This window comes from Thermomonospora echinospora, assembly GCF_900108175.1.
Lineage (GTDB): Bacteria > Actinomycetota > Actinomycetes > Streptosporangiales > Streptosporangiaceae > Thermomonospora > Thermomonospora echinospora.
In genome coordinates this window covers 113802-131594 of sequence record NZ_FNVO01000007.1, presented here as the reverse complement: position 1 = coordinate 131594, position 17793 = coordinate 113802, and the positions used below count along the sequence as shown (strand labels likewise).

Annotated in this window: 17 protein-coding genes; 9 read left to right on the top strand and 8 right to left on the bottom strand. The window is 72.9% G+C overall.

The window, feature by feature from the left end:
• Positions 1-94: 94 nt before the first annotated feature.
• Positions 95-1801 (top strand): 2-isopropylmalate synthase, encoded by a 1707-nt coding sequence (gene leuA, locus C4U03_RS18120; RefSeq protein ID WP_103938972.1) that lies wholly within the window; start codon positions 95-97, stop codon positions 1799-1801.
• 140 nt (positions 1802-1941) lie between these two features.
• On the opposite strand, the gene C4U03_RS18115 is transcribed toward leuA, so the two are convergent.
• Positions 1942-3393: a hypothetical protein gene (locus tag C4U03_RS18115; protein ID WP_146087431.1), complete on the bottom strand. Its 1452-nt coding sequence runs from the start codon at positions 3391-3393 to the stop codon at positions 1942-1944.
• 80 nt (positions 3394-3473) lie between these two features.
• Between C4U03_RS18115 and C4U03_RS18110 the strand changes: the two genes are divergently transcribed.
• Entirely contained in the window at positions 3474-5867 is a 2394-nt protein-coding gene (locus C4U03_RS18110; protein WP_103938970.1) for a WD40 repeat domain-containing protein, read from the top strand.
• On the top strand, positions 5749-6228 hold the full coding sequence (locus tag C4U03_RS18105; RefSeq protein ID WP_103938969.1) for a WD40 repeat domain-containing protein: 480 nt from the start codon (positions 5749-5751) through the stop codon (positions 6226-6228). The genes C4U03_RS18110 and C4U03_RS18105 overlap by 119 nt, the downstream gene beginning before the upstream one ends.
• 45 nt (positions 6229-6273) lie before the next feature.
• Here the strand turns inward: C4U03_RS18105 and C4U03_RS18100 are convergent, their stop codons facing one another.
• Positions 6274-6528: a protealysin inhibitor emfourin gene (locus C4U03_RS18100; protein WP_235017945.1), complete on the bottom strand. Its 255-nt coding sequence runs from the start codon at positions 6526-6528 to the stop codon at positions 6274-6276.
• Entirely contained in the window at positions 6525-7550 is a 1026-nt protein-coding gene (locus C4U03_RS18095) for a M4 family metallopeptidase (RefSeq protein WP_103939152.1), read from the bottom strand. Before C4U03_RS18095 ends, C4U03_RS18100 begins: the two co-directional genes overlap by 4 nt.
• Before the next feature lie 154 nt (positions 7551-7704).
• Between C4U03_RS18095 and recO the strand changes: the two genes are divergently transcribed.
• Positions 7705-8472, top strand: a complete 768-nt coding sequence (gene recO, locus C4U03_RS18090; RefSeq protein WP_200827303.1) for a DNA repair protein RecO — start codon at positions 7705-7707, stop codon at positions 8470-8472.
• Positions 8469-9296: an isoprenyl transferase gene (locus C4U03_RS18085; RefSeq protein WP_103938966.1), complete on the top strand. Its 828-nt coding sequence runs from the start codon at positions 8469-8471 to the stop codon at positions 9294-9296. The genes recO and C4U03_RS18085 overlap by 4 nt, the downstream gene beginning before the upstream one ends.
• Positions 9297-9418: 122 nt before the next feature.
• Here C4U03_RS18085 and C4U03_RS18080 read toward each other — a convergent pair whose 3' ends face one another.
• The 5 genes from C4U03_RS18080 to C4U03_RS18060 are packed head-to-tail and all read right to left on the bottom strand — an operon-like array spanning position 9419 to position 12789.
• Positions 9419-9832 carry a Fur family transcriptional regulator gene (locus C4U03_RS18080; RefSeq protein ID WP_103938965.1) on the bottom strand — a complete coding sequence of 138 codons (414 nt, stop codon included), beginning with the start codon at positions 9830-9832 and terminating at the stop codon, positions 9419-9421.
• Positions 9829-10710 (bottom strand): metal ABC transporter permease, encoded by an 882-nt coding sequence (locus tag C4U03_RS18075; protein ID WP_103938964.1) that lies wholly within the window; start codon positions 10708-10710, stop codon positions 9829-9831. The genes C4U03_RS18080 and C4U03_RS18075 overlap by 4 nt, the downstream gene beginning before the upstream one ends.
• Positions 10707-11462, bottom strand: coding sequence for a metal ABC transporter ATP-binding protein (locus tag C4U03_RS18070; RefSeq protein WP_103939151.1), 756 nt, complete (start codon positions 11460-11462; stop codon positions 10707-10709). The genes C4U03_RS18075 and C4U03_RS18070 overlap by 4 nt, the downstream gene beginning before the upstream one ends.
• 35 nt (positions 11463-11497) lie before the next feature.
• A complete protein-coding gene (locus C4U03_RS18065; RefSeq protein WP_103938963.1) occupies positions 11498-12445 on the bottom strand; it encodes a metal ABC transporter substrate-binding protein in 948 nt (315 codons plus the stop codon).
• Positions 12446-12477: 32 nt separating this feature from the next.
• Positions 12478-12789, bottom strand: coding sequence for a DUF6703 family protein (locus tag C4U03_RS18060; protein ID WP_146087430.1), 312 nt, complete (start codon positions 12787-12789; stop codon positions 12478-12480).
• Between the two features lie 64 nt (positions 12790-12853).
• Between C4U03_RS18060 and C4U03_RS18055 the strand changes: the two genes are divergently transcribed.
• From C4U03_RS18055 to secD, 4 genes are all read left to right on the top strand, one after another.
• Entirely contained in the window at positions 12854-13138 is a 285-nt protein-coding gene (locus tag C4U03_RS18055; RefSeq protein ID WP_103938961.1) for an antibiotic biosynthesis monooxygenase family protein, read from the top strand.
• Positions 13139-13383: 245 nt separating this feature from the next.
• Complete coding sequence (locus C4U03_RS18050) at positions 13384-14772, top strand: glycine--tRNA ligase (RefSeq protein ID WP_200827302.1); 1389 nt, start codon at positions 13384-13386, stop codon at positions 14770-14772.
• A 135-nt stretch (positions 14773-14907) separates the two neighbouring features.
• Positions 14908-15357 (top strand): hypothetical protein, encoded by a 450-nt coding sequence (locus tag C4U03_RS18045; RefSeq protein WP_103938960.1) that lies wholly within the window; start codon positions 14908-14910, stop codon positions 15355-15357.
• 96 nt (positions 15358-15453) lie between these two features.
• Positions 15454-17736 (top strand): protein translocase subunit SecD, encoded by a 2283-nt coding sequence (secD, locus tag C4U03_RS18040; protein ID WP_103938959.1) that lies wholly within the window; start codon positions 15454-15456, stop codon positions 17734-17736.
• Positions 17737-17793 lie beyond the last annotated feature (57 nt).

The following is a 17793-nucleotide window of genomic DNA, read 5'->3' as shown; positions in this document are numbered from 1 at the left end:
GCCGCAGCGGGGGCCTGTAAAGGTCGGCTCCCTCGCTGCGGGATTTTGACGTGACGTCGGCCGCGAGGATTCCGAGCAGAGGGAAGCGCACTTCATGTATCCGCAGCAGCAACCCAGCGGCATGCCCTTCGACCGCTATCGTCCGTTCACCCCCGTTTGGCTGGACGACCGCACCTGGCCTGGCAAGGTCATCACCCGGGCCCCCCAGTGGTGCGCGGTGGACCTGCGCGACGGCAACCAGGCGCTGATCGACCCGATGGACTCCCACCGCAAGCTGAAGATGTTCGAGCTGCTGGTACGGATGGGCTACAAGGAGATCGAGGTCGGGTTCCCGGCGGCCAGCCAGACCGACTACGACTTCGTACGCACGATCATCGAAGAGGGCCGGATCCCCGACGACGTGGTGATCCAGGTGCTGACCCAGGCCCGCCCCGAGCTGATCGAGCGGACCTTCGAGTCGGTGCGCGGCGCCAGGCAGGCGATCGTCCACCTGTACAACTCCACCAGCACGCTGCAGCGGCGGGTGGTGTTCGAGCAGGACCGCGACGGCATCACCCAGATCGCGGTGCAGGGCGCCGAGCTGTGCGCCAAGCTGGCCGAGGACATGGGCGACACCGAGATCTTCTTTCAGTACTCGCCCGAGTCGTTCACCGGCACCGAGCTGGAGTACGCCGTCGAGGTCTGCAACGCCGTCAACGAGGTGTGGCAGCCCACCCCCGACCGCAAGGTCATCGTCAACCTGCCGGCCACCGTCGAGATGGCCACCCCCAACGTCTACGCCGACCAGATCGAGTGGATGCACCGCAACCTGGCCTTCCGGGATTCGATCGTGCTGTCGCTGCACCCGCACAACGACCGGGGCACCGCGGTGGCCGCCGCCGAGCTGGGCTACCTGGCCGGCGCCGACCGGATCGAGGGCTGCCTGTTCGGCAACGGCGAGCGCACCGGCAACGTCTGCCTGGTCACCCTGGGGCTGAACCTGTTCACCCAGGGCGTCGACCCGATGATCGACTTCTCCGACATCGACGAGATCCGCCGCACCGTGGAGTACTGCAACCAGATCCCGGTGCACGAGCGGCACCCTTACGGCGGCGACCTGGTCTACACCGCCTTCTCCGGCTCCCACCAGGACGCCATCAAGAAGGGCTTCGACCACCTGGAGCGCGACGCCGCCGCGGCCGGCGTGCCGGTGCCCGAGTTCCCGTGGGAGGTGCCGTACCTGCCGATCGACCCCAAGGACGTCGGCCGCAGCTACGAGGCCGTGATCCGGGTCAACAGCCAGTCCGGCAAGGGCGGCGTGGCCTACATCATGAAGACCGAGCATTCGCTGGACCTGCCGCGCCGGCTGCAGATCGAGTTCTCCCGGGTGGTGCAGGAGCACACCGACAGCGAGGGCGGCGAGGTTACCCCCGAGCGGATGTGGGAGATCTTCGAGGCCGAGTATCTGTCCGGTGGGCCGCGGGTGGGGCTGCTGGCGCACCGCAACTCCTCGCGGGTGGACGAGAAGGACCGGCTCACTTGCGACGTGCGGGTAGACGGGGAGATCCGCGAGATCGAGGGCATTGGCAACGGCCCGATCTCGGCGTTCGTGGACGCGCTGGCCACGGTCGGCGTGCACGCCAAGGTGCTGGACTACACCCAGCACGCGCTGAGCGAGGGCACCGACGCCAGGGCCGCCGCCTACGTCGAGTGCGAGGTGGACGGCCGGGTCCTGTGGGGGGTCGGCGTCGACTCCAACACGGTGACCGCCTCCCTGAAGGGCGTGCTGTCGGCGGTCAACCGGGCCGCCCGCACCAGGTGACCCTTCCTTGAGACGCCCCGCGGCCGGACGCGCCGCGGGTGATAGGACCCGATCACGAGGTGCCGACAGCGCGCGTGGTCGTCGCGCGGGCCCCGGCCGGGACGATCTCCCGGCCGGGGTCCTCGTCCTCTTCCGGCACCTCACCGCAGGTGCATCCACGCGGTGAGGGCCGACTCCTTCACCCGCAGTTCCACCCGCCGGTAGCCGCCCGGATCCACCAGTCCGGACGCGTGCCTGACCACCGAGTCGTACACGAACGCCGAGGTGATGAACCCCAGGCAGGCGCCGGTGCCGGCCAGCCGCCGCCGTAGCACCGGCGCGTCCAGCATCCGCGCCGTCCGGATGATCGCCTCACCGCACACCCCCTCCGCGTCGGCCGTCACCGGCCCCACGTGCAGGGCGGCCCGCAGCCGGAACCGGGTGCCCGGCGCCGCCTGCGCGTTGTGCCGCCGCAGCCCCGCCGCCAGCAGCGGGACCAGTGGGTCGACGGAGGCGGCGGCGGGGAAGGTGGGCGGAATGACCACGAGCACCCCGTCCCCCCGGTCCTCGTGGTGACAGTCCTCCCAGGTCAGCCCGGCCGCCTCGAACGCCTCCCGCAGCAGCCGGTACAACGCGGCGCGGATGACCCGGCGGTCCTCGTCGGTGCGGCCGGGCCCGCCGAAGCCCACGACGTCGGTGAGCAGGATGGAGCAGGGCCCGACCACCGGGGCGGCGGGCTCGCCGGGGGACCGGCGGGCCCGGGCGCCGGGCAGCGCCACCAGGACAGCCAGGCCGTCAGGGCGAGCGCGCCGGTGAGCGGATCGGGCAGTGAGCCGAGAAGAGCGTCGAGCACCGTGGCCTCCGGGATGTGCGGGCGAGCCTTCACCCCTATGAGGCGAAATGGCGCCGATCCGCGACATTCTCGCGCTGACCTGCGGTTCAGTCCTCGGCGGGGAACAGCCGCCGTCACGCGCGGGCGGTGGCGGCGTCCATGGCGGCCTCCTTGAGGCGGCGACGGCGGCCTGGTCGTTCTCCGTCAGCGCGGCCGGATCCATCCGGCCGGCCGCCTCCCACGGCAGATGCGGGGCGAAGCCGTCCAGGCGCACGCGCGCCCGGGCGCCCCCGGTGCGGGACGGCAGGACGGGCACCAGCAGATGCCGCCGAGTGCCGTCGTGCGCGGTGTACCTGACGGCCAGCAGCCCGGCGCGCTCGGGCGGCGCGACCACCTCCAGGACGAAGGGGGACTCCGGGCCGGGCTGCTCGACGGCGTAGAGCACGCCGGCCGGGCTCATCACGCGGTAGCGGTCCGTCGAGGCGGCCACGGCCCCGGGATCGGGACGGACGGCCGGCAGCGGCACGGCGCCGGCGGCCGATCCGCCACCGGCCGCGCCACCGGCCACGACGTCCAGGGTCCACGCGCCCGCCGGGACGGCCGCGAAGCCCGCGCCGCCGGTCTCGTCGAACACGGCCAGATAGCGGACGCCGTCGGGACCGGCCGACAGCACGACCACCACGCCCGCGAAGTCCTCGGCCGCGATGGTGGGTGAGGCCGCCTGCAACTCGACCGAGAAACGGCCGTCCGGCCCCTCCATGGCCGTGGCGAGCGGTTCCACCTCGTCCGTGCCGGCCTCCGCCACCGTCCGGGACGGCGACGGCCGACCCGGAGAACGGCTCCTGCTGGGCCGCGGATCTCGTGGACGACCTCGCGCCCGACACCGGCGACACCGACACGGGGCTGGGCGCCCAGGCCCGCCGTGTGCTGGGCGTCGCGCGGCTGGCGGAACTCCTCGCCGACGCGGGACCGGGCTCCGACGAACAGGCCGCCGAGGTGCTGCGATCGACGGTGGACGCCTGGCTGGACGCACACGTCCTGCCCACCGGTTCGTTCAACGGCGACCTGGGCCGGGTGGAGGGCCCGCCCCGGGTGCGCCGGATCGCCCAGCTGCTCGACCCGCTGCCCGGCGGACCGGCCCGTTCCCTGGTGGCGTTGCAGGCGTGGCTGCTGACCGGTCACCGGGTCCGTGTCCGCCGTACCCGCGGTGTCGGCGTGCTGTTCGACACCCCCGGCCGGCGGGCCGGGCTGGCCGGGCGGTTGGAGATGAGCGTGCTCGGCGGCGGCCCGCCGGGGCTGTTCCCCGACCCGCGCGTGATGGTGGCCTTCGGCGCCGATCCCGCCTTCCAGGACGCGCTGACCGCGGCCTGGCAGCGCCACGCCGGTGCCCGCCGTGCGATGCCCTGCCTGGTGTGGCGGCTAAGCACGGATGAGCCGTGGGACCGGCGGGTCGTCGGCGGCTCACTCGGCGCGGCGTTCGCTGTCCTGCTCGACGAGCTGCTCGGCCCGCCCGCCCGGGGCCGTCTCCGCCCGCTTGGCCCGGTGGCCGGCGCGGGCCGATCGCTGAGCCGGTGGCTGCGTCTGCCCCGGGAACGGCACGCCGTCACTGGGACGCTCACCCCCGGCGGCTGCATCGGCGAGGTCTCCGGCATGCCCGCCAAGCTGGAGGCTGCGCACCGCAGGCGGCTGCTGGTCATCGCGCCCGCCGCCAACCGGCACGCCGACCCGCGGACCGCCGAGGACGACACCCTTGTATGGGTGTCGACCGTCCGCCAGGCGCGCCGCAGGCTCTACCGCTACAGCAGGCCCAGGCTGGCGGCCGTCGTCGCGGGTCTCACGGCGCTGTCGGCGGTGGCCGCCCTCGGCCTGTACCTCGGCCAGGTGGACGCCACCCGGCACGAGCGGGACCTGTCCGCCTCCCGCAGGCTGGCCGGGCAGAGCCTGGCGGTCGGCGACAACGACCCGGTGCTGTCCCAGCTGCTGAGCGTCGCGTCCTGGCGGATGGCGCCCACTCCCGATGCCCGCCACGCCATGCTGTCGGCGCTGGCCCGCCCCGGCCGGGCGGTCCTCAAGGAAAACGCCAACGAACTGGCCTATCTGCCGGACGGCCGGACGCTGCTGACCGCCAACACCGACGGCACGCTGCGCCGCTGGGACACCGTGACCCGGCGTCCGGCAGGTCCCCCGCTGAGGGGCCGTCCCGTTCCCATCCATGAGCTGGCGGTCAGCCGTGACGGCCGGCTGGCGGTCACCGGGCGGATGAGCGCGGAGGACACGCTGAACTCCAGCGACGGCGAGCTGCTCTCCGAGGACGCCGCGGTGCAGCTGTGGGATCTGGCGACGGGCCGTCCGATCGGCGGTCCGCTGATGAGCCGCGTCGACGTCAACGCCCTGGCCTTCAGCCCGGACGGCAGGACGCTGGCGACCGACGCCGAAATGGGTTCGGTGGTCCTGTGGGAGGTGGCCAGCGGCATCCCCGGGCTGCCCTGGGCCCGGCGCACCGGCGAGGCATTCGTCGTCTCCACCGGCAACGCCCGGGACCTGGTGTTCGCGCCGGACGGCCGGTCGCTGGCCGGCGTGGACGGTGTCGGCACGGTGCGGTTGTGGGACACCACCGTCTACCGCCAGCTCGGGCCGTCGCACATGGTCCCTGACCCCGGCCGCAACTGGCTCGGCGGTCTGGCCGCCGCGCCGAGCACGGCGGTCAGCGCGGACGGCCGGCTGCTGGCCACCGGCGGTCCCGACCACCGGGTCCGGATCTGGGACCGCGCCACCGACCGGCTGCTGGGCCTGCTGCCCTCCGAAGGGCTGTCGATCTGGGACGTGGAGTTCGCCTCGCGCGGCACCCTGCTGGCGACCGCGGACCTGGCGGGCCGGATCCGGCTGTGGGACGCCCAGACCCGCCGGCCGCTCGGCGGACGGCTGACGGGCCACCCCGGCACGGTCAACGGCATGCTCTTCAGCCCCGACGACAGTCTGCTGGCCACGACCGACCACGCCAGCGGATCCATCAGGCTCTGGGACGTGCGCACGGGACGGGCACGGGGCGGCGCGCTGGTGACCGAGCCCAGACGGCGGTGGTTCCTGACCTTCACCCCCGACGGCCGGACCCGCCTGGACCGGCTCCGGCGGCAAGATGTACGCCGTCGCGGTCAGCGCGGACGGCAGAACGCTGGCCACCGGCGACACGGAGGGAACCGTGGGGCTGTGGGACCTGGCCACCCGCAGGCTGCGGGACCGGTTCGACACCGGTGACTGCGGCGGGGTCGGCGCCCTCGCCTTCGAGCCGGGCGGTGCCGTCCTGGCCACCGGCGGAGGCGACGGGACCGTGCGGCTGTGGGACCTGGCCACCCACCGCCAGATCGGCGGGCCGGTGGGCGCCAACATGAACGAGAGCCCGTTCCGCATCGCCAGCGCTCTGCGCTGGGTCAGGTACGGCAAGGGCGGGAGGCTGGTGGCCGGCGACTTCATGGGGCTGGTCCAGGAGTGGGACGTGGCGCGTCCCGCCGATCCGGCCGCTGCCGTGTGCGCCCTGGTCGGCCGGGACCTCACCCGGGCCGAACGCGTGCGCCACCTGCCGGAGAAGGCCAGGGACCTGCGGGTGTGCCGGCCGTGAGCGGGCGCTCCCGCGGCCCCGCGCACGGCCGGCTGCGGTACGGGCTCAGACGGATCCGTCGAGGACGTGGTGGACCAGCTCACGCAGCGGGCCGGTGAGCTGGGCCTCGCCGACGGTGGCCACCCGGCCATCGATGTCGATCTCGTAGACGAACTGGTCGGGGATGCGGCCTGGGGGCGGCACCCGGCCCAGGTCGACCCGGTCGACCAGGCCGCGCAGCACCGGATCGGAGGCGGTGTCGGACTCGCCGCGCCGGTCGATGCCGGCGAAGCCTCCACTGCGGACCACGGTCACCCTCACCTCTGCACGCCTACCCCGTCCCACGCCTCTTTCACGGCTGCGGTCTCGATGCTGGCGGCGCCGTACAGGCGCCCGGCGGCCTCGATCGTAGCCGCGGCGAACGCGGCGAATCCGGTGTTCGGGCTCATTGCCCGGCCGGTCAGCGTCTCGTACCAGATCCGGCCGGCCTTCTCCCAGGCGTGGCCGCCCAGCGCCGTCGCCACCAGGTGGAAGGCGCGGTTGGGGATGCCGGAGTTGATGTGGACGCCGCCGTTGTCGCGGTAGGTCTCCACGTAGTCGCGCATGTGCCCGGGCTGCGGGTCCTTGCCCAGCCGCGGGTCGTCGTAGGCGGTGCCGGGCGCCTTCAGTGAGCGCAGCCCGACCCCCGAGACCCCCTCCGCCAGCAGGCCCTCGCCGATGATCCAGTCGGCCTCGTCGGCGGTCTGCCCGCGGTGCCACTGCTTGATCAGCGACCCGAACACGTCCGACATCGACTCGTTGAGCGCTCCGGACTGGCCGAAGTACTCCAGGTTCGCGGTGTACTGGGTGACGCCGTGGACCAGTTCGTGGCCGGTGACGTCCAGCGGTCCGGTGAACCCGGTGAACAGGGTGCCGTCGCCGTCCCCGTACACCATCTGCTCGCCGTTCCAGAAGGCGTTGGCGTAGTCGACGCCGTAGTGGACAGTGCTGACCAGGGAGAGCCCGGCGCCGTCGATGGAGTTGCGCCGGTGGACGGCCTCGAAGTAGTCGAAGGTCACCCCCAGCCAGTCGTAGGACTGGTCGACGACCCCGTCGCCGGTGGGGCCGTCGCCCTCGGAGCGCACGGCCTTGCCCGGCAGTTCCTGGCGGGTGGCCGCGTCGTGGACGGTGCGGCGGGGGGCGAAGTCCTCGCTGGGGTCGGCGGTGGCGACCGGGAGGGTCCGCCGCTCCACGCGCTGGGTGGCGGACAGCACGAGGGTGCGCCGGGCCATGTCGCGCAGCGCGGGGTCGTCGGTACGGGCGACGCGCTCCAGCATGTGCGGAGGGACGATGGTGCATCTCATGAGGTCACGCTGACAGGAGACGGTGATCCATGCCACACGCTTGACCGGGTTGGGCAGGCCGGATCCGGTCACTGACCGTAATGTTCCCTTACTGGCCGTCCGTTGACCCGTGGTCGTTTTCCGCCCGCGCCGCTGGATGCGGGACAATGCCGGGGTGAGCCTGTACCGCGACGAGGGAATCGTGCTACGCACCCAGAAGCTGGGTGAGGCGGACCGCATCGTCACGGTGCTCACCCGGCGCACTGGCCGGATCCGCGCCGCCGCCAAGGGAGTACGCAAGACCAAGTCGCGCTTCGGCGCCCGGCTGGAGCCGTTCACCCATGTGGACCTGCAGTTCTACGAGCGGCGCTCGCTGGACCTGATCACCCAGGCCGAGACGCTGCGGCCGTACGGGGAACCGCTGGTGACCGACTACCCCCGCTACACGGCCGGGACGGCGATGCTGGAGACGGCCGAGAAGCTGACCGCGGAGGAGAAGGAACCGGCGCTGCGGCAGTTCCTGCTGCTGCTGGGCGGGCTGCGCACGCTGGCCGACGGTGCGCATGACCCCAGGCTGGTGCTGGACGCCTACCTGTTGCGGTCGCTGTCGGTGGCCGGCTGGGCGCCCGCCCTGGACGAGTGCGTCGCTTGCGGCTCGCGCAACCGGCTGCGGGCGTTCGCCATCGCCGCTGGCGGGGCCATGTGCGGCAACTGCCGCCGGCCAGGCGCCGCCACCCCGGCGCCGCCGACGCTGGAGCTGATGCTGGCGCTGCTGCGGGGCGACTGGGAGCACGCCGACGGCAGCCAGCCGCGGCACCGGGCCGAGTGCAGCGGCCTGGTGGCCGCCTACCTGCAGTGGCATCTAGAGCACGGGATCCGCTCGCTGCGGCACGTCGAGCGCGAGGCCGCACCCATCACGACCATCGACGAGGAGCCAGGTTGAACAGGGCCGTCCAGCCGCCTTATCCGCATGCGAGCGGGGTCCGCCCGCCGGCCATCCCCAAGCAGTTCGTGCCCAGGCACGTGGCCATCGTGATGGACGGCAACGGGCGCTGGGCCAAGGAGCGCGGGCTGCCGCGCACCGAGGGGCACAAGATGGGGGAGCACTCCCTCTTCGACGTGATCATGGGCGCGATCGAGCTCGGCATCCCCTACTTGTCGGCGTACGCGTTCTCCACCGAGAACTGGAAGCGCTCCCCGGAGGAGGTGCGCTTCCTGATGGGCTTCAACCGGGACGTGATCCGGCGCCGTCGCGACCAGCTGCACTCCATGGGGGTGCGGGTGCGCTGGGCGGGCCGGCGGCCCCGGCTGTGGCGCAGCGTGATCTCCGAGCTGGAGGACGCCGAGCGGATGACCCGTGACAACGACGTGCTGACGCTGCAGTTCTGCGTCAACTACGGCGGGCGGGCCGAGATCGCCGACGCCGCCGCCGCGCTCGCCCGGGACGTCGCCGCCGGCCGGCTCGACCCCGACAAGGTCAACGAGAAGGTGTTCGCCCGCTACCTGTACCGGCCCGAGGTGCCGGACGTGGACCTGTTCCTGCGACCCTCGGGGGAGCAGCGCTCGTCCAACTTCCTGATCTGGCAGTCGGCCTATGCCGAGTACGTCTTCCAGGACGTGCTGTGGCCGGACTTCGACCGCCGCCACCTGTGGCACGCCTGCGAGGTCTACGCCACCCGCGACCGCCGCTACGGCGGCGCCGAGCCCAACCCGGTGCCGGCGGCCGTGCACGACGTGACGGGCCACGCCGTGAACGGGGCGTCGTGACGTTCGGCAAGGCATGGGCCGGGACGCCGGCGGGCCGTTCCGCGGCCTGACCGCCGGGAACGACGCGGCGCCGGACGGGACCTGAGGGCCGTCGCCTCGCCCGGGCGGGCGCGGGGCGGCGGCTAGCCGGCGGCGGCGCAGCCGGCACAGGTGCCGAAGACCTCGACGGTGTGGGTGACGTCGGTGAAGCCGTGCTCGGCGCCGATGGTCTCGGCCCAGCGCTCCACGGCGGGGCCGGCGACCTCCACCGTCCGGCCGCACCGGCGGCACACCAGGTGATGGTGGTGCTCGTCGGTGTGGCAGGCCCGGTAGACCGCCTCGCCCTCGTCGGTGCGCAGCACGTCGACCTGGCCGGCCTCGCTCATCGCCTGCAGCGCGCGGTAGACCGTGGTCAGGCCGATCTTGGAGCCGTCCGCCCGCAGGTCGGCGTAGATGTCCTGCGCGCTGCGGAAACCCTCGCTGCGGGCCAGCACCTCCCGTACCGCGTCCCGGCGGGCCGTCGTCCTGGCGCCCGTGCCGTCCCGGCGGGCCATCATCGTCGCACCTCCGCGTCGGCGGTCGCCTCCTTCGGGCTGGAAGGCAGTGTACGGCTCCGGCGATCGCGGCGGATCACCGAATCCCCGATCGTCCGCCACAGCACCAGCAGTAGGTACACCGCCAGCGCCAGCAGCACGATGGAAGGGCCGGGCGGCAGGTCGTACTCGAACGAGCCGACCAGGCCGGACACCGCCGACAGCACGCCGATCCCCATGGCCGTCAGCATGGTGTCGCGGAACCCCCGGGTGAGCTGCTGGGCGGCCGCCACCGGCACCACCATCAGTGCGCTGACCAGCAGCAGCCCGATGGCGCGCATGGCGATCACCACGGTGACCGCGGCGGTGACCGCGATCAGCAGGCTCAGCGCCCGGGCCGGCAGCCCGCTGGCCCGGGCCACCTCCTCGTCCTGGCACAGCAGGAACAGCTCCCGGCCGAACAGCGCCACGATCGCCAGCACGGCGGCGGCCAGGGCGGCGACCACGTACAGGTCCTCGACGGTGACGCTGGTGATGGAGCCGAACAGGTAGGACTGCAGGCCCGAGCCGCCGCCCCGCAGGTTGGTCAGCAGCACGCCGCCGGCCAGCCCGCCGTAGAACAGCAGGGCCAGCGCCACGTCCCCGCCGGTGCGGCTGCGGGCGCGCAGGACCTCGATGGCCACCGCGCCCAGCACCGACACCACCAGCGCGCCCAGCACCGGGGAGGTGCTGGTGAGCAGGCCGAGGCCGATGCCGGTCAGCGCGATGTGCCCGATCCCGTCGCCGAGCAGCGCCAGCCGGCGCTGCACGATGAACGTGCCGACCGCCGGAGCGGTCAGGCCGATGAGCACCGCCAGCACCAGGGCGATGCGCATGAAGTCGTAACGCAGTAGGTCGATCACGCAGGGTTCCAGGTGGTCAGCGGCGCCGGCTCGGTGCCGGGGGCGTGCGGGTGCAGGTGCTGGTGACCCGGCCTGGCGCACTCGCCCTCGGGCGCGGGCGGCGCGCCGGTGTGCGCGATGCGGCCGGCCTCCACCACCACGGCCCGGGTGATCAGCGGCTCCAGCGGGCCCAGTTCGTGGGCCACCAGCACGATCGTGCGGCCCTGGCGGACCAGTTCGCGCAGGGTCCGGGCGAGGGCGGCCTGGCTGGCGGCGTCCACCCCGGCGGTGGGCTCGTCCATGACGAAGACGTCCGGCTCGCCGGCCAGCGCGCGGGCGATCAGCACCCGCTGCTGCTGGCCGCCCGACAGCCGCTGCGCCGGATGGCCGGCCCGGTCGGCGAGGCCCACCGTCTCCAGCGCCCGCCGCACCGCCGCCCGGTCGGCGGCCGAGGAGAACGGCCGCAGCCTCGACTGGCGGGCGATCCGGCCGGAGGCCACCACCTCCCGCACGGTCGCGGGGACCCCGCCGCCCACGGTGAGCCGCTGCGGCACGTAGCCGACGCGCTTCCAGTCGCGGAACCGGGCGGGCGGACTGCCGTAGATATGCGTGCGGCCCCCCGACAGCGGCACCAGGCCCAGCAGCGCCCGGATCAGCGTGGACTTGCCCGAGCCGTTGGCGCCCAGCACGGCGAGCACCTCGCCGGGCTCGACCCGCAGATCGATGCCGTGCAGCACTTCCCGCCCGTCCAGCCGCACCCGGCCGGCGGTCATCTCGAAGGGCGGCGCGCCGTTCGCTCCGGTGGAGGTCACGAGCACTCCAGGGCGGTGCGCAGGGTCCGCAGGTTCTGGCGCATGATCGAAAGGTAGTCACCGCGGGAGCCGTCGGCCAAACCCTCCACCGGGTCGAGCGTCGCCGTCCGGACCCCGGCCTCGCGGGCCAGCGCCTGGGCGACCTTGGGGCTCACCAAGGTCTCGGTGAACACGGTGGTGGCCCCGTTCTCCCTGATCTCGTGGGTCAGCTCGGCCAGCCGCCCCGGCGACGGCTCGGCGGCCGGGTCGATGCCGGCGACGGAGACCTGCTCGAGCCCGTACCGGTCGGCCAGGTAGCCGAACGCGGCGTGGGCGGTGACCATCGCCCGCCGCTTGCAGCCGTCGAGCCCGGTCCGGAACTCCTCGTCCAGGGCGGTGAGCTGCCCGGCCAGCGTCTTGGCGTTGGCGCGGTAGGTGCCGGCGTGCGCAGGGTCGGTCTTGGCGAGCCGCTCGCCCAGGGCGGTGGCGATGGTGGCCATCCGGCTGGGGTCGAGCCAGACGTGCGGGTCGTAGGAGGTCTCCTCGTGCCCGTGGCCGTCGCCCTCTTCGTGGGCGTGCTCGCCCTCGGCGGGCGGCGGCAGGGTCCGCACGGTGGCGGCGGCGTCCAGGGCGTGGTCCCCGGCGTGCTCCCGCACGGCCTTGTCCACCGCGGGCTGCAGGCCCTTGACGTAGACCACGAGGTCGGACTCGCCGAGGTCGGCGATCTGGCGAGGGGTCAGCTCCAGGTCGTGCGGCTCGGCGCCGGGTTTGGTGAGGGTGTCGACTGACACCTCCGAGCCGCCGACCCGTTCGCTCAGCCAGGCCATCGGGTAGAAGGCGGCGGCCACTCGGGTGCCGTCCGAGCCGGGCCCGTCGCCGCCGCCGCACGCGGTGGCGGTGAGTAGGGCGGTGGCGGTCAAAGCGGTCAGCGAAAGGGCACGGCGCAGGCTACGGCAGGTCAACACGCCTCAATTGTGGACGAAGATGAAAATGGTTGTCAAAACCGGCCAATCGCATGGCCCGCCGCCAGCAGCACCAGCACTGCCAGCGCGGCGATCCGCAGCACCCGCCCGCCGGTGTCGAGGGCAGGCCAGTTCAGATAGGCGAACCAGGCCAGCAGCAGGGCCAGCACCCCCAGCCCGGCCGCCGCGAGCCACCCGGTGGCCATCATGCCCACTGCCAGCAGGGCGAACACCGTCAGTAGCGGCACCCACAGAGGCAGCCGGTGCAGGAACACCACCGGGACCGCGCTGCGGCGCTCGATCGCCCCGCGCAGTCCGGGGGAATGGGGATCACGTTGTGTGCTCACCGGCCCAAGGTAACCCCGGCGCCCCTGCGGACCGGGCCGCGGCGGCTACTGAGAGGATGGCCGGGTGATCGCGATAACCCGGTACCGCGTGCCCGGCGAGCAGGCCGCGGCGTTCGCCGCCGAACTCGGCTCGATCCTGGAGTCGCTGGCCGCCGCGCCCGGATATCTCAGCGGCCGGATCGCCCGCACGGTCGACGACCCCACGCTGTGGGCGATGGTCACCGAGTGGGACGGCGCCGGCCACTACCGGCGCGGCATCGGCGCCTACGACGTGCGCATGCGGCTCATCCCGCTGTCGGCCCTGGCCATCGACGAGCCGGGCGCCTACGAGATCGTCACCGCCCGCTGAACGGACCCCACCGCGCCCGTCCCCTGGGGCCGCGGGGCCGGTGGCGGGCTCGCCGGGCCACCGCCGCGGGGCACGGTCGGGAGACCGGTGACCGTGCCCTAAGCTGGGGACCTTGAAGGGACCTCGGGGCCGGGGACCGCGCGAGCGGAAGGCCCGGGGCCCGGACCGGGGATGAAATCGCCTTGGCCCGATCGCCAGGCGTACGAGACAATCCCGCCGACCGCCAGCCGGATGGAGACGAACCCATGGCCCGCAGATCCGACGTGATGGACACCATCGTCAGCCTCGCCAAGCGGCGCGGCCTGGTCTACCCGTCGAGCGAGATCTACGGCGGGCTGCGCGCCTCCTGGGACTACGGCCCGCTGGGCGTCGAGCTGAAGAACAACGTCAAGCGCCAGTGGTGGAAGTCCATGGTCCAGGGCCGCGACGACGTCGTCGGCCTGGACTCCTGCGTGATCCTGGCCCGCGAGGTCTGGGAGGCCAGCGGCCACGTGCAGGCCTTCGTGGACCCGCTGACCGAGTGCCAGTCCTGCCACAAGCGCTGGCGCGCCGACCACCTCGAAGAGGCCTACGAGGCCAAGCACGGCCACCCGCCGACCAACGGCCTGGCCGACCTGACCTGCCCCAACTGCGGCACCCGGGGCGCCTTCACCGAGCCGAAGATGTTCAACGGCCTGCTCAAGACCTACCTCGGCCCGGTCGAGGACGCCTCCGGCCTGGCCTACCTGCGGCCGGAGACCGCGCAGGGCATCTTCATCAACTACCTCAACGTCCAGCAGTCGGCCCGCCGCAAGATCCCGTTCGGCATCGGCCAGGTCGGCAAGTCGTTCCGCAACGAGATCACCCCGGGCAACTTCATCTTCCGGACCCGCGAGTTCGAGCAGATGGAGATGGAGTTCTTCGTCGAGCCCGGCACCGACGAGGAATGGCACCAGTACTGGATCGACCAGCGCATGCAGTGGTACGTCGACCTCGGCATCCGCAAGGAGAACCTGCGGCTGTACGAGCACCCGGCCGAGAAGCTGTCGCACTACTCCAAGCGCACCGTCGACATCGAGTACCGCTTCGACTTCGTCGGCACCGAGTGGGGCGAGCTGGAGGGCATCGCCAACCGCACCGACTACGACCTGGCCACCCACGCCAAGGCCAGCGGCCAGGACCTGTCGTACTTCGACCAGGACAAGGGCGAGCGGTACGTCCCCTACGTCATCGAGCCGGCGGCGGGCGTGGACCGCTGCGTGCTGACCTTCATGATGGACGCCTACGCCGAGGACGAGGCGCCCAACGCCAAGGGCAAGCTGGAAAAGCGCGTGGTGATGCGGCTCGACCACCGGCTGGCCCCGGTCAAGGCCGCGGTGCTGCCGCTGTCGCGCAACGCCGACCTGTCCCCGAAGGCCCGCGACCTGGCCGCCCAGCTGCGCCGGAACTGGAACGTGGAGTTCGACGACGCGGGCGCGATCGGCCGCCGCTACCGCCGCCAGGACGAGATCGGCACGCCGTTCTGCATCACCGTCGACTTCGACACCCTGACCGACGACGCGGTCACCATCCGCGAGCGCGACTCCATGAACCAGGAGCGCATCGCCATCTCCCAGGTGGAGTCCTTCCTGGCCGCGCAGCTGCTGGGCGGCTAGCGCGCCCGGTCATGGCCCGGCCGCTGCCGGGACATGACCGGCTTTTCACGCTCGGCGATCGGCCGGTTCTCGCTCCGCCGCCGACCGTTCCGGTAGCGTGGCGAGGACCTGCTGGACGTCGACGGAGGGACGCGCATGGGCGACCGCCGTCGCGGCCATGCCCTGACCGAGGGGGAGACGGGCAGGATCACCCGGTTCGTGATCCTCACCCTGGGACTGCTGGGCTTCGTGGTCTTCCCCGGCGCCGGGCCGTCGCCCGTCGGATCCGGGATCGGCCCGCGCACCGGCGCCGCCCAGCCGCCACCCGCGCACCAGGCCCCCGGCAGGGGCCGGGCCGGCACGGCCGGCGGCGCCACGGGCCAGACCTCCACGGCGGAGACACGGTCCGTCGCCTCCAGTACCTCCGCCGCCCCGCCGTACACGGCGCTGCAGGAGGCGGACCCGGTCACGCCGGCGGGCGGCGCCGAGATCGCCCTGCCGCGCCGGTCGCACACCGTCCCGCCCGACACCCGGACGGCGGTGCCCACCGGGCCGCGGAGCCTCCCGTCGCGGGGCCGCGCCCCGCCGGCCTCCACGGGTTCCTGAGGTTGCCGTCCGACCGGCGGTGCGGTGCCGAGCCGTCCGCCGCCGGTGTCCCGTGGCCCGCCGTCCGGTGGTCCGCCGTTTCCCGTGGAGGTTCCGTTGTCCCGCCCCTTGGCGTGGCGAGCGTTGCTCGCGCTCGCCATCATCGCCGGATCGATATACGTCGCGCTGACCCAGCCCGCCAAGCTCGGGCTGGACCTGCGCGGCGGTACGCAGATCGTGCTGGAGACTCGCGACGGCCAGGGTGTCAAGGCCAACCGCGAGTCCACCGACCGCGCCTTGGAGGTGCTGCGCAAGCGCGTGGACGCGCTGGGCGTCGCCGAGTCGTCGATCACCCGTTCTGGTGACCGGCGCATCATCGTCGAGCTGCCCGACGTCCAGGACCCCAAGCAGGCCGCCGACGCCATCGGCCGCACCGCCCAGCTGACCGCGCACCCGGTGCGCACCAACACCGACAACAAGCCCGCCAAGGGCGAGCAGCTGCTGCCCGATGAGGACGGCCGGCCGATCATGCTGCGGGCGGCCGCGCTGAGCGGCGCCCAGATCGGCTCCGCCAGCGCCTCCTTCGACCAGCAGAACCTGCAGGGCTGGTACCTGACCGTCGACTTCCGCGGCAACGGCGGCAAGGTCTGGGAGCAGATCACCGCCAAGGCCGCCTGCCAGCAGGGCGACGACCGGCGGATCGCGTTCGTGCTGGACGGCAAGGTGATCTCCTCGCCGTCGGTGCAGGACAGCGTGCCCTGCAACGTCGGCATCGGCGGCGGCTCCACCCAGATCACCGGCCAGTTCAGCGCCGAGGAGGCCAAGGAACTGGCCGCGCTCATCCAGGGCGGATCGCTGCCGGTCCCGGTGTCCATCATCGAGCAGCGGGTGGTCGGCCCGACCCTGGGCGAGGAGGCCATCGAGGCCAGCTGGCAGGCCGCCGTCTTCGGCATCGCCCTCACCGGCCTATTCATCATCTGGATGTACCGCCTGGTCGGCTTCCTGGCCACGGTCGCGCTGGCCACCTACGGGGTGATCTCCTACGCCGCGCTGGTGGCCATGGGAGCGACGCTGACGTTGCCCGGCCTGGCCGGTTTCGTGCTGGCCATCGGCATGGCGGTGGACGCCAACGTGCTGGTGTTCGAACGGGCCAAGGAGGAGTACGCCGCGGTGCCGCGCCGGGGGACGCGGCCGGCGCTGGTCATCGGGTTCCAGAAGGCGTGGTCGGCCATCGCCGACTCCAACATCACCACCCTGCTGGCGGCCGGGCTGCTGTTCTTCCTGGCCGCCGGGCCGGTGCGCGGCTTCGGCGTCACGCTGACCGTCGGTGTGCTGGCCTCGATGATCTCGGCGCTGGTGATCACCCGGGTGCTGGCCGAGTGGGCGGTCGGCCGGCGGGCCATCGCCAAGCGGCCCGGTCTGACCGGGCTGGGCAGCACCGGCCGGGTCCGCGACTGGCTGGACCGCAGGCAGCCGGACGTGATGCGGCGCAAGACCCTGTGGCTGACGATCTCCGGGGTGATGGTGGCCGCCGCATTCGCCGGGATCATCGTCAAGGGGTTCAACTTCGGCGTGGAGTTCACCGGCGGCCGCCAGGTCGTCTACAACACCAGCCAGAAGATGGACATCAACGACGCCCGGGAGGCGGTGGCCGGCGTCGGGTTCCCGCGCGCGGTCGTGCAGACCGCCGGCAAGGAGGGCGACGACATCTCGGTCCGTACCGAGAAGCTCGGCAACACCGACGTCGACAAGATCCAGAAGGCGCTGTCGGAGAAGGGCGGCGGCACGGTCGCCAAGGAGCGCGACGAGCTGATCGGCCCCAGCCTGGGCAGTGAGCTGCGCCAGAAGGCGCTGATCGCGCTGGGGGTGGCCCTGCTGGCGCAGCTGGCCTATCTGGCGTTCCGGTTCCGCCTCACCTTCGGCGCCGGGGCGGTGCTGGCGATGTTCCACGACGTGATCATCGTCGCCGGGGTGTTCGCCTGGCTGGGCAAGCCCATCGACGGGGTGTTCCTGGCCGCGATGCTGACGATCATCGGTTACTCGGTGAACGACTCGGTGGTGGTCTTCGACCGGATCCGGGAGCTGTGGCGGGCCAGCCCGGAGGAGCGGTTCAGCAAGATCGCCAACCGGGGGGCGCTGCAGACCGTGCCGCGTACCGTCAACACCGGTATGGGTGCGGTGTTCATCCTGGCCGCGCTGGCGCTGCTCGGCGGCGACTCGCTGACCGACTTCGCCATCGCGCTGTTGCTGGGGATCCTGGTGGGCACCTGGTCCAGCGTGTTCACCGCGACTCCGCTGGCGATCGTCTTCCAGGGCCGCAGCAAGACCAAGGCGCCCAAGCCCAAGGCGGTCCGCCGTCCGGCCCAGCGCCAGCCGGGCGACTCCGGCGCGGTGGTCTGACCGTTCCCCGCTCTCTCACCGCCCCGCCCCGGCGGGGCGGTGAGAGAGCTGCGGGGC

Coding starts and splice junctions, on each gene's coding strand:
- leuA (WP_103938972.1), top strand. CDS start 95: ATGTATCCGCAGCAGCAACCCAGCGGCATGCCCTTCGACCGCTATCGT.
- C4U03_RS18080 (WP_103938965.1), bottom strand. CDS start 9,832: ATGATGGCCCGCCGGGACGGCACGGGCGCCAGGACGACGGCCCGCCGG.
- C4U03_RS18070 (WP_103939151.1), bottom strand. CDS start 11,462: ATGACCGCCGGCCGGGTGCGGCTGGACGGGCGGGAAGTGCTGCACGGC.
- C4U03_RS18050 (WP_200827302.1), top strand. CDS start 13,384: ATGGCCCGCAGATCCGACGTGATGGACACCATCGTCAGCCTCGCCAAG.
- C4U03_RS18095 (WP_103939152.1), bottom strand. CDS start 7,550: ATGAGATGCACCATCGTCCCTCCGCACATGCTGGAGCGCGTCGCCCGT.
- C4U03_RS18105 (WP_103938969.1), top strand. CDS start 5,749: ATGTACGCCGTCGCGGTCAGCGCGGACGGCAGAACGCTGGCCACCGGC.
- C4U03_RS18045 (WP_103938960.1), top strand. CDS start 14,908: ATGGGCGACCGCCGTCGCGGCCATGCCCTGACCGAGGGGGAGACGGGC.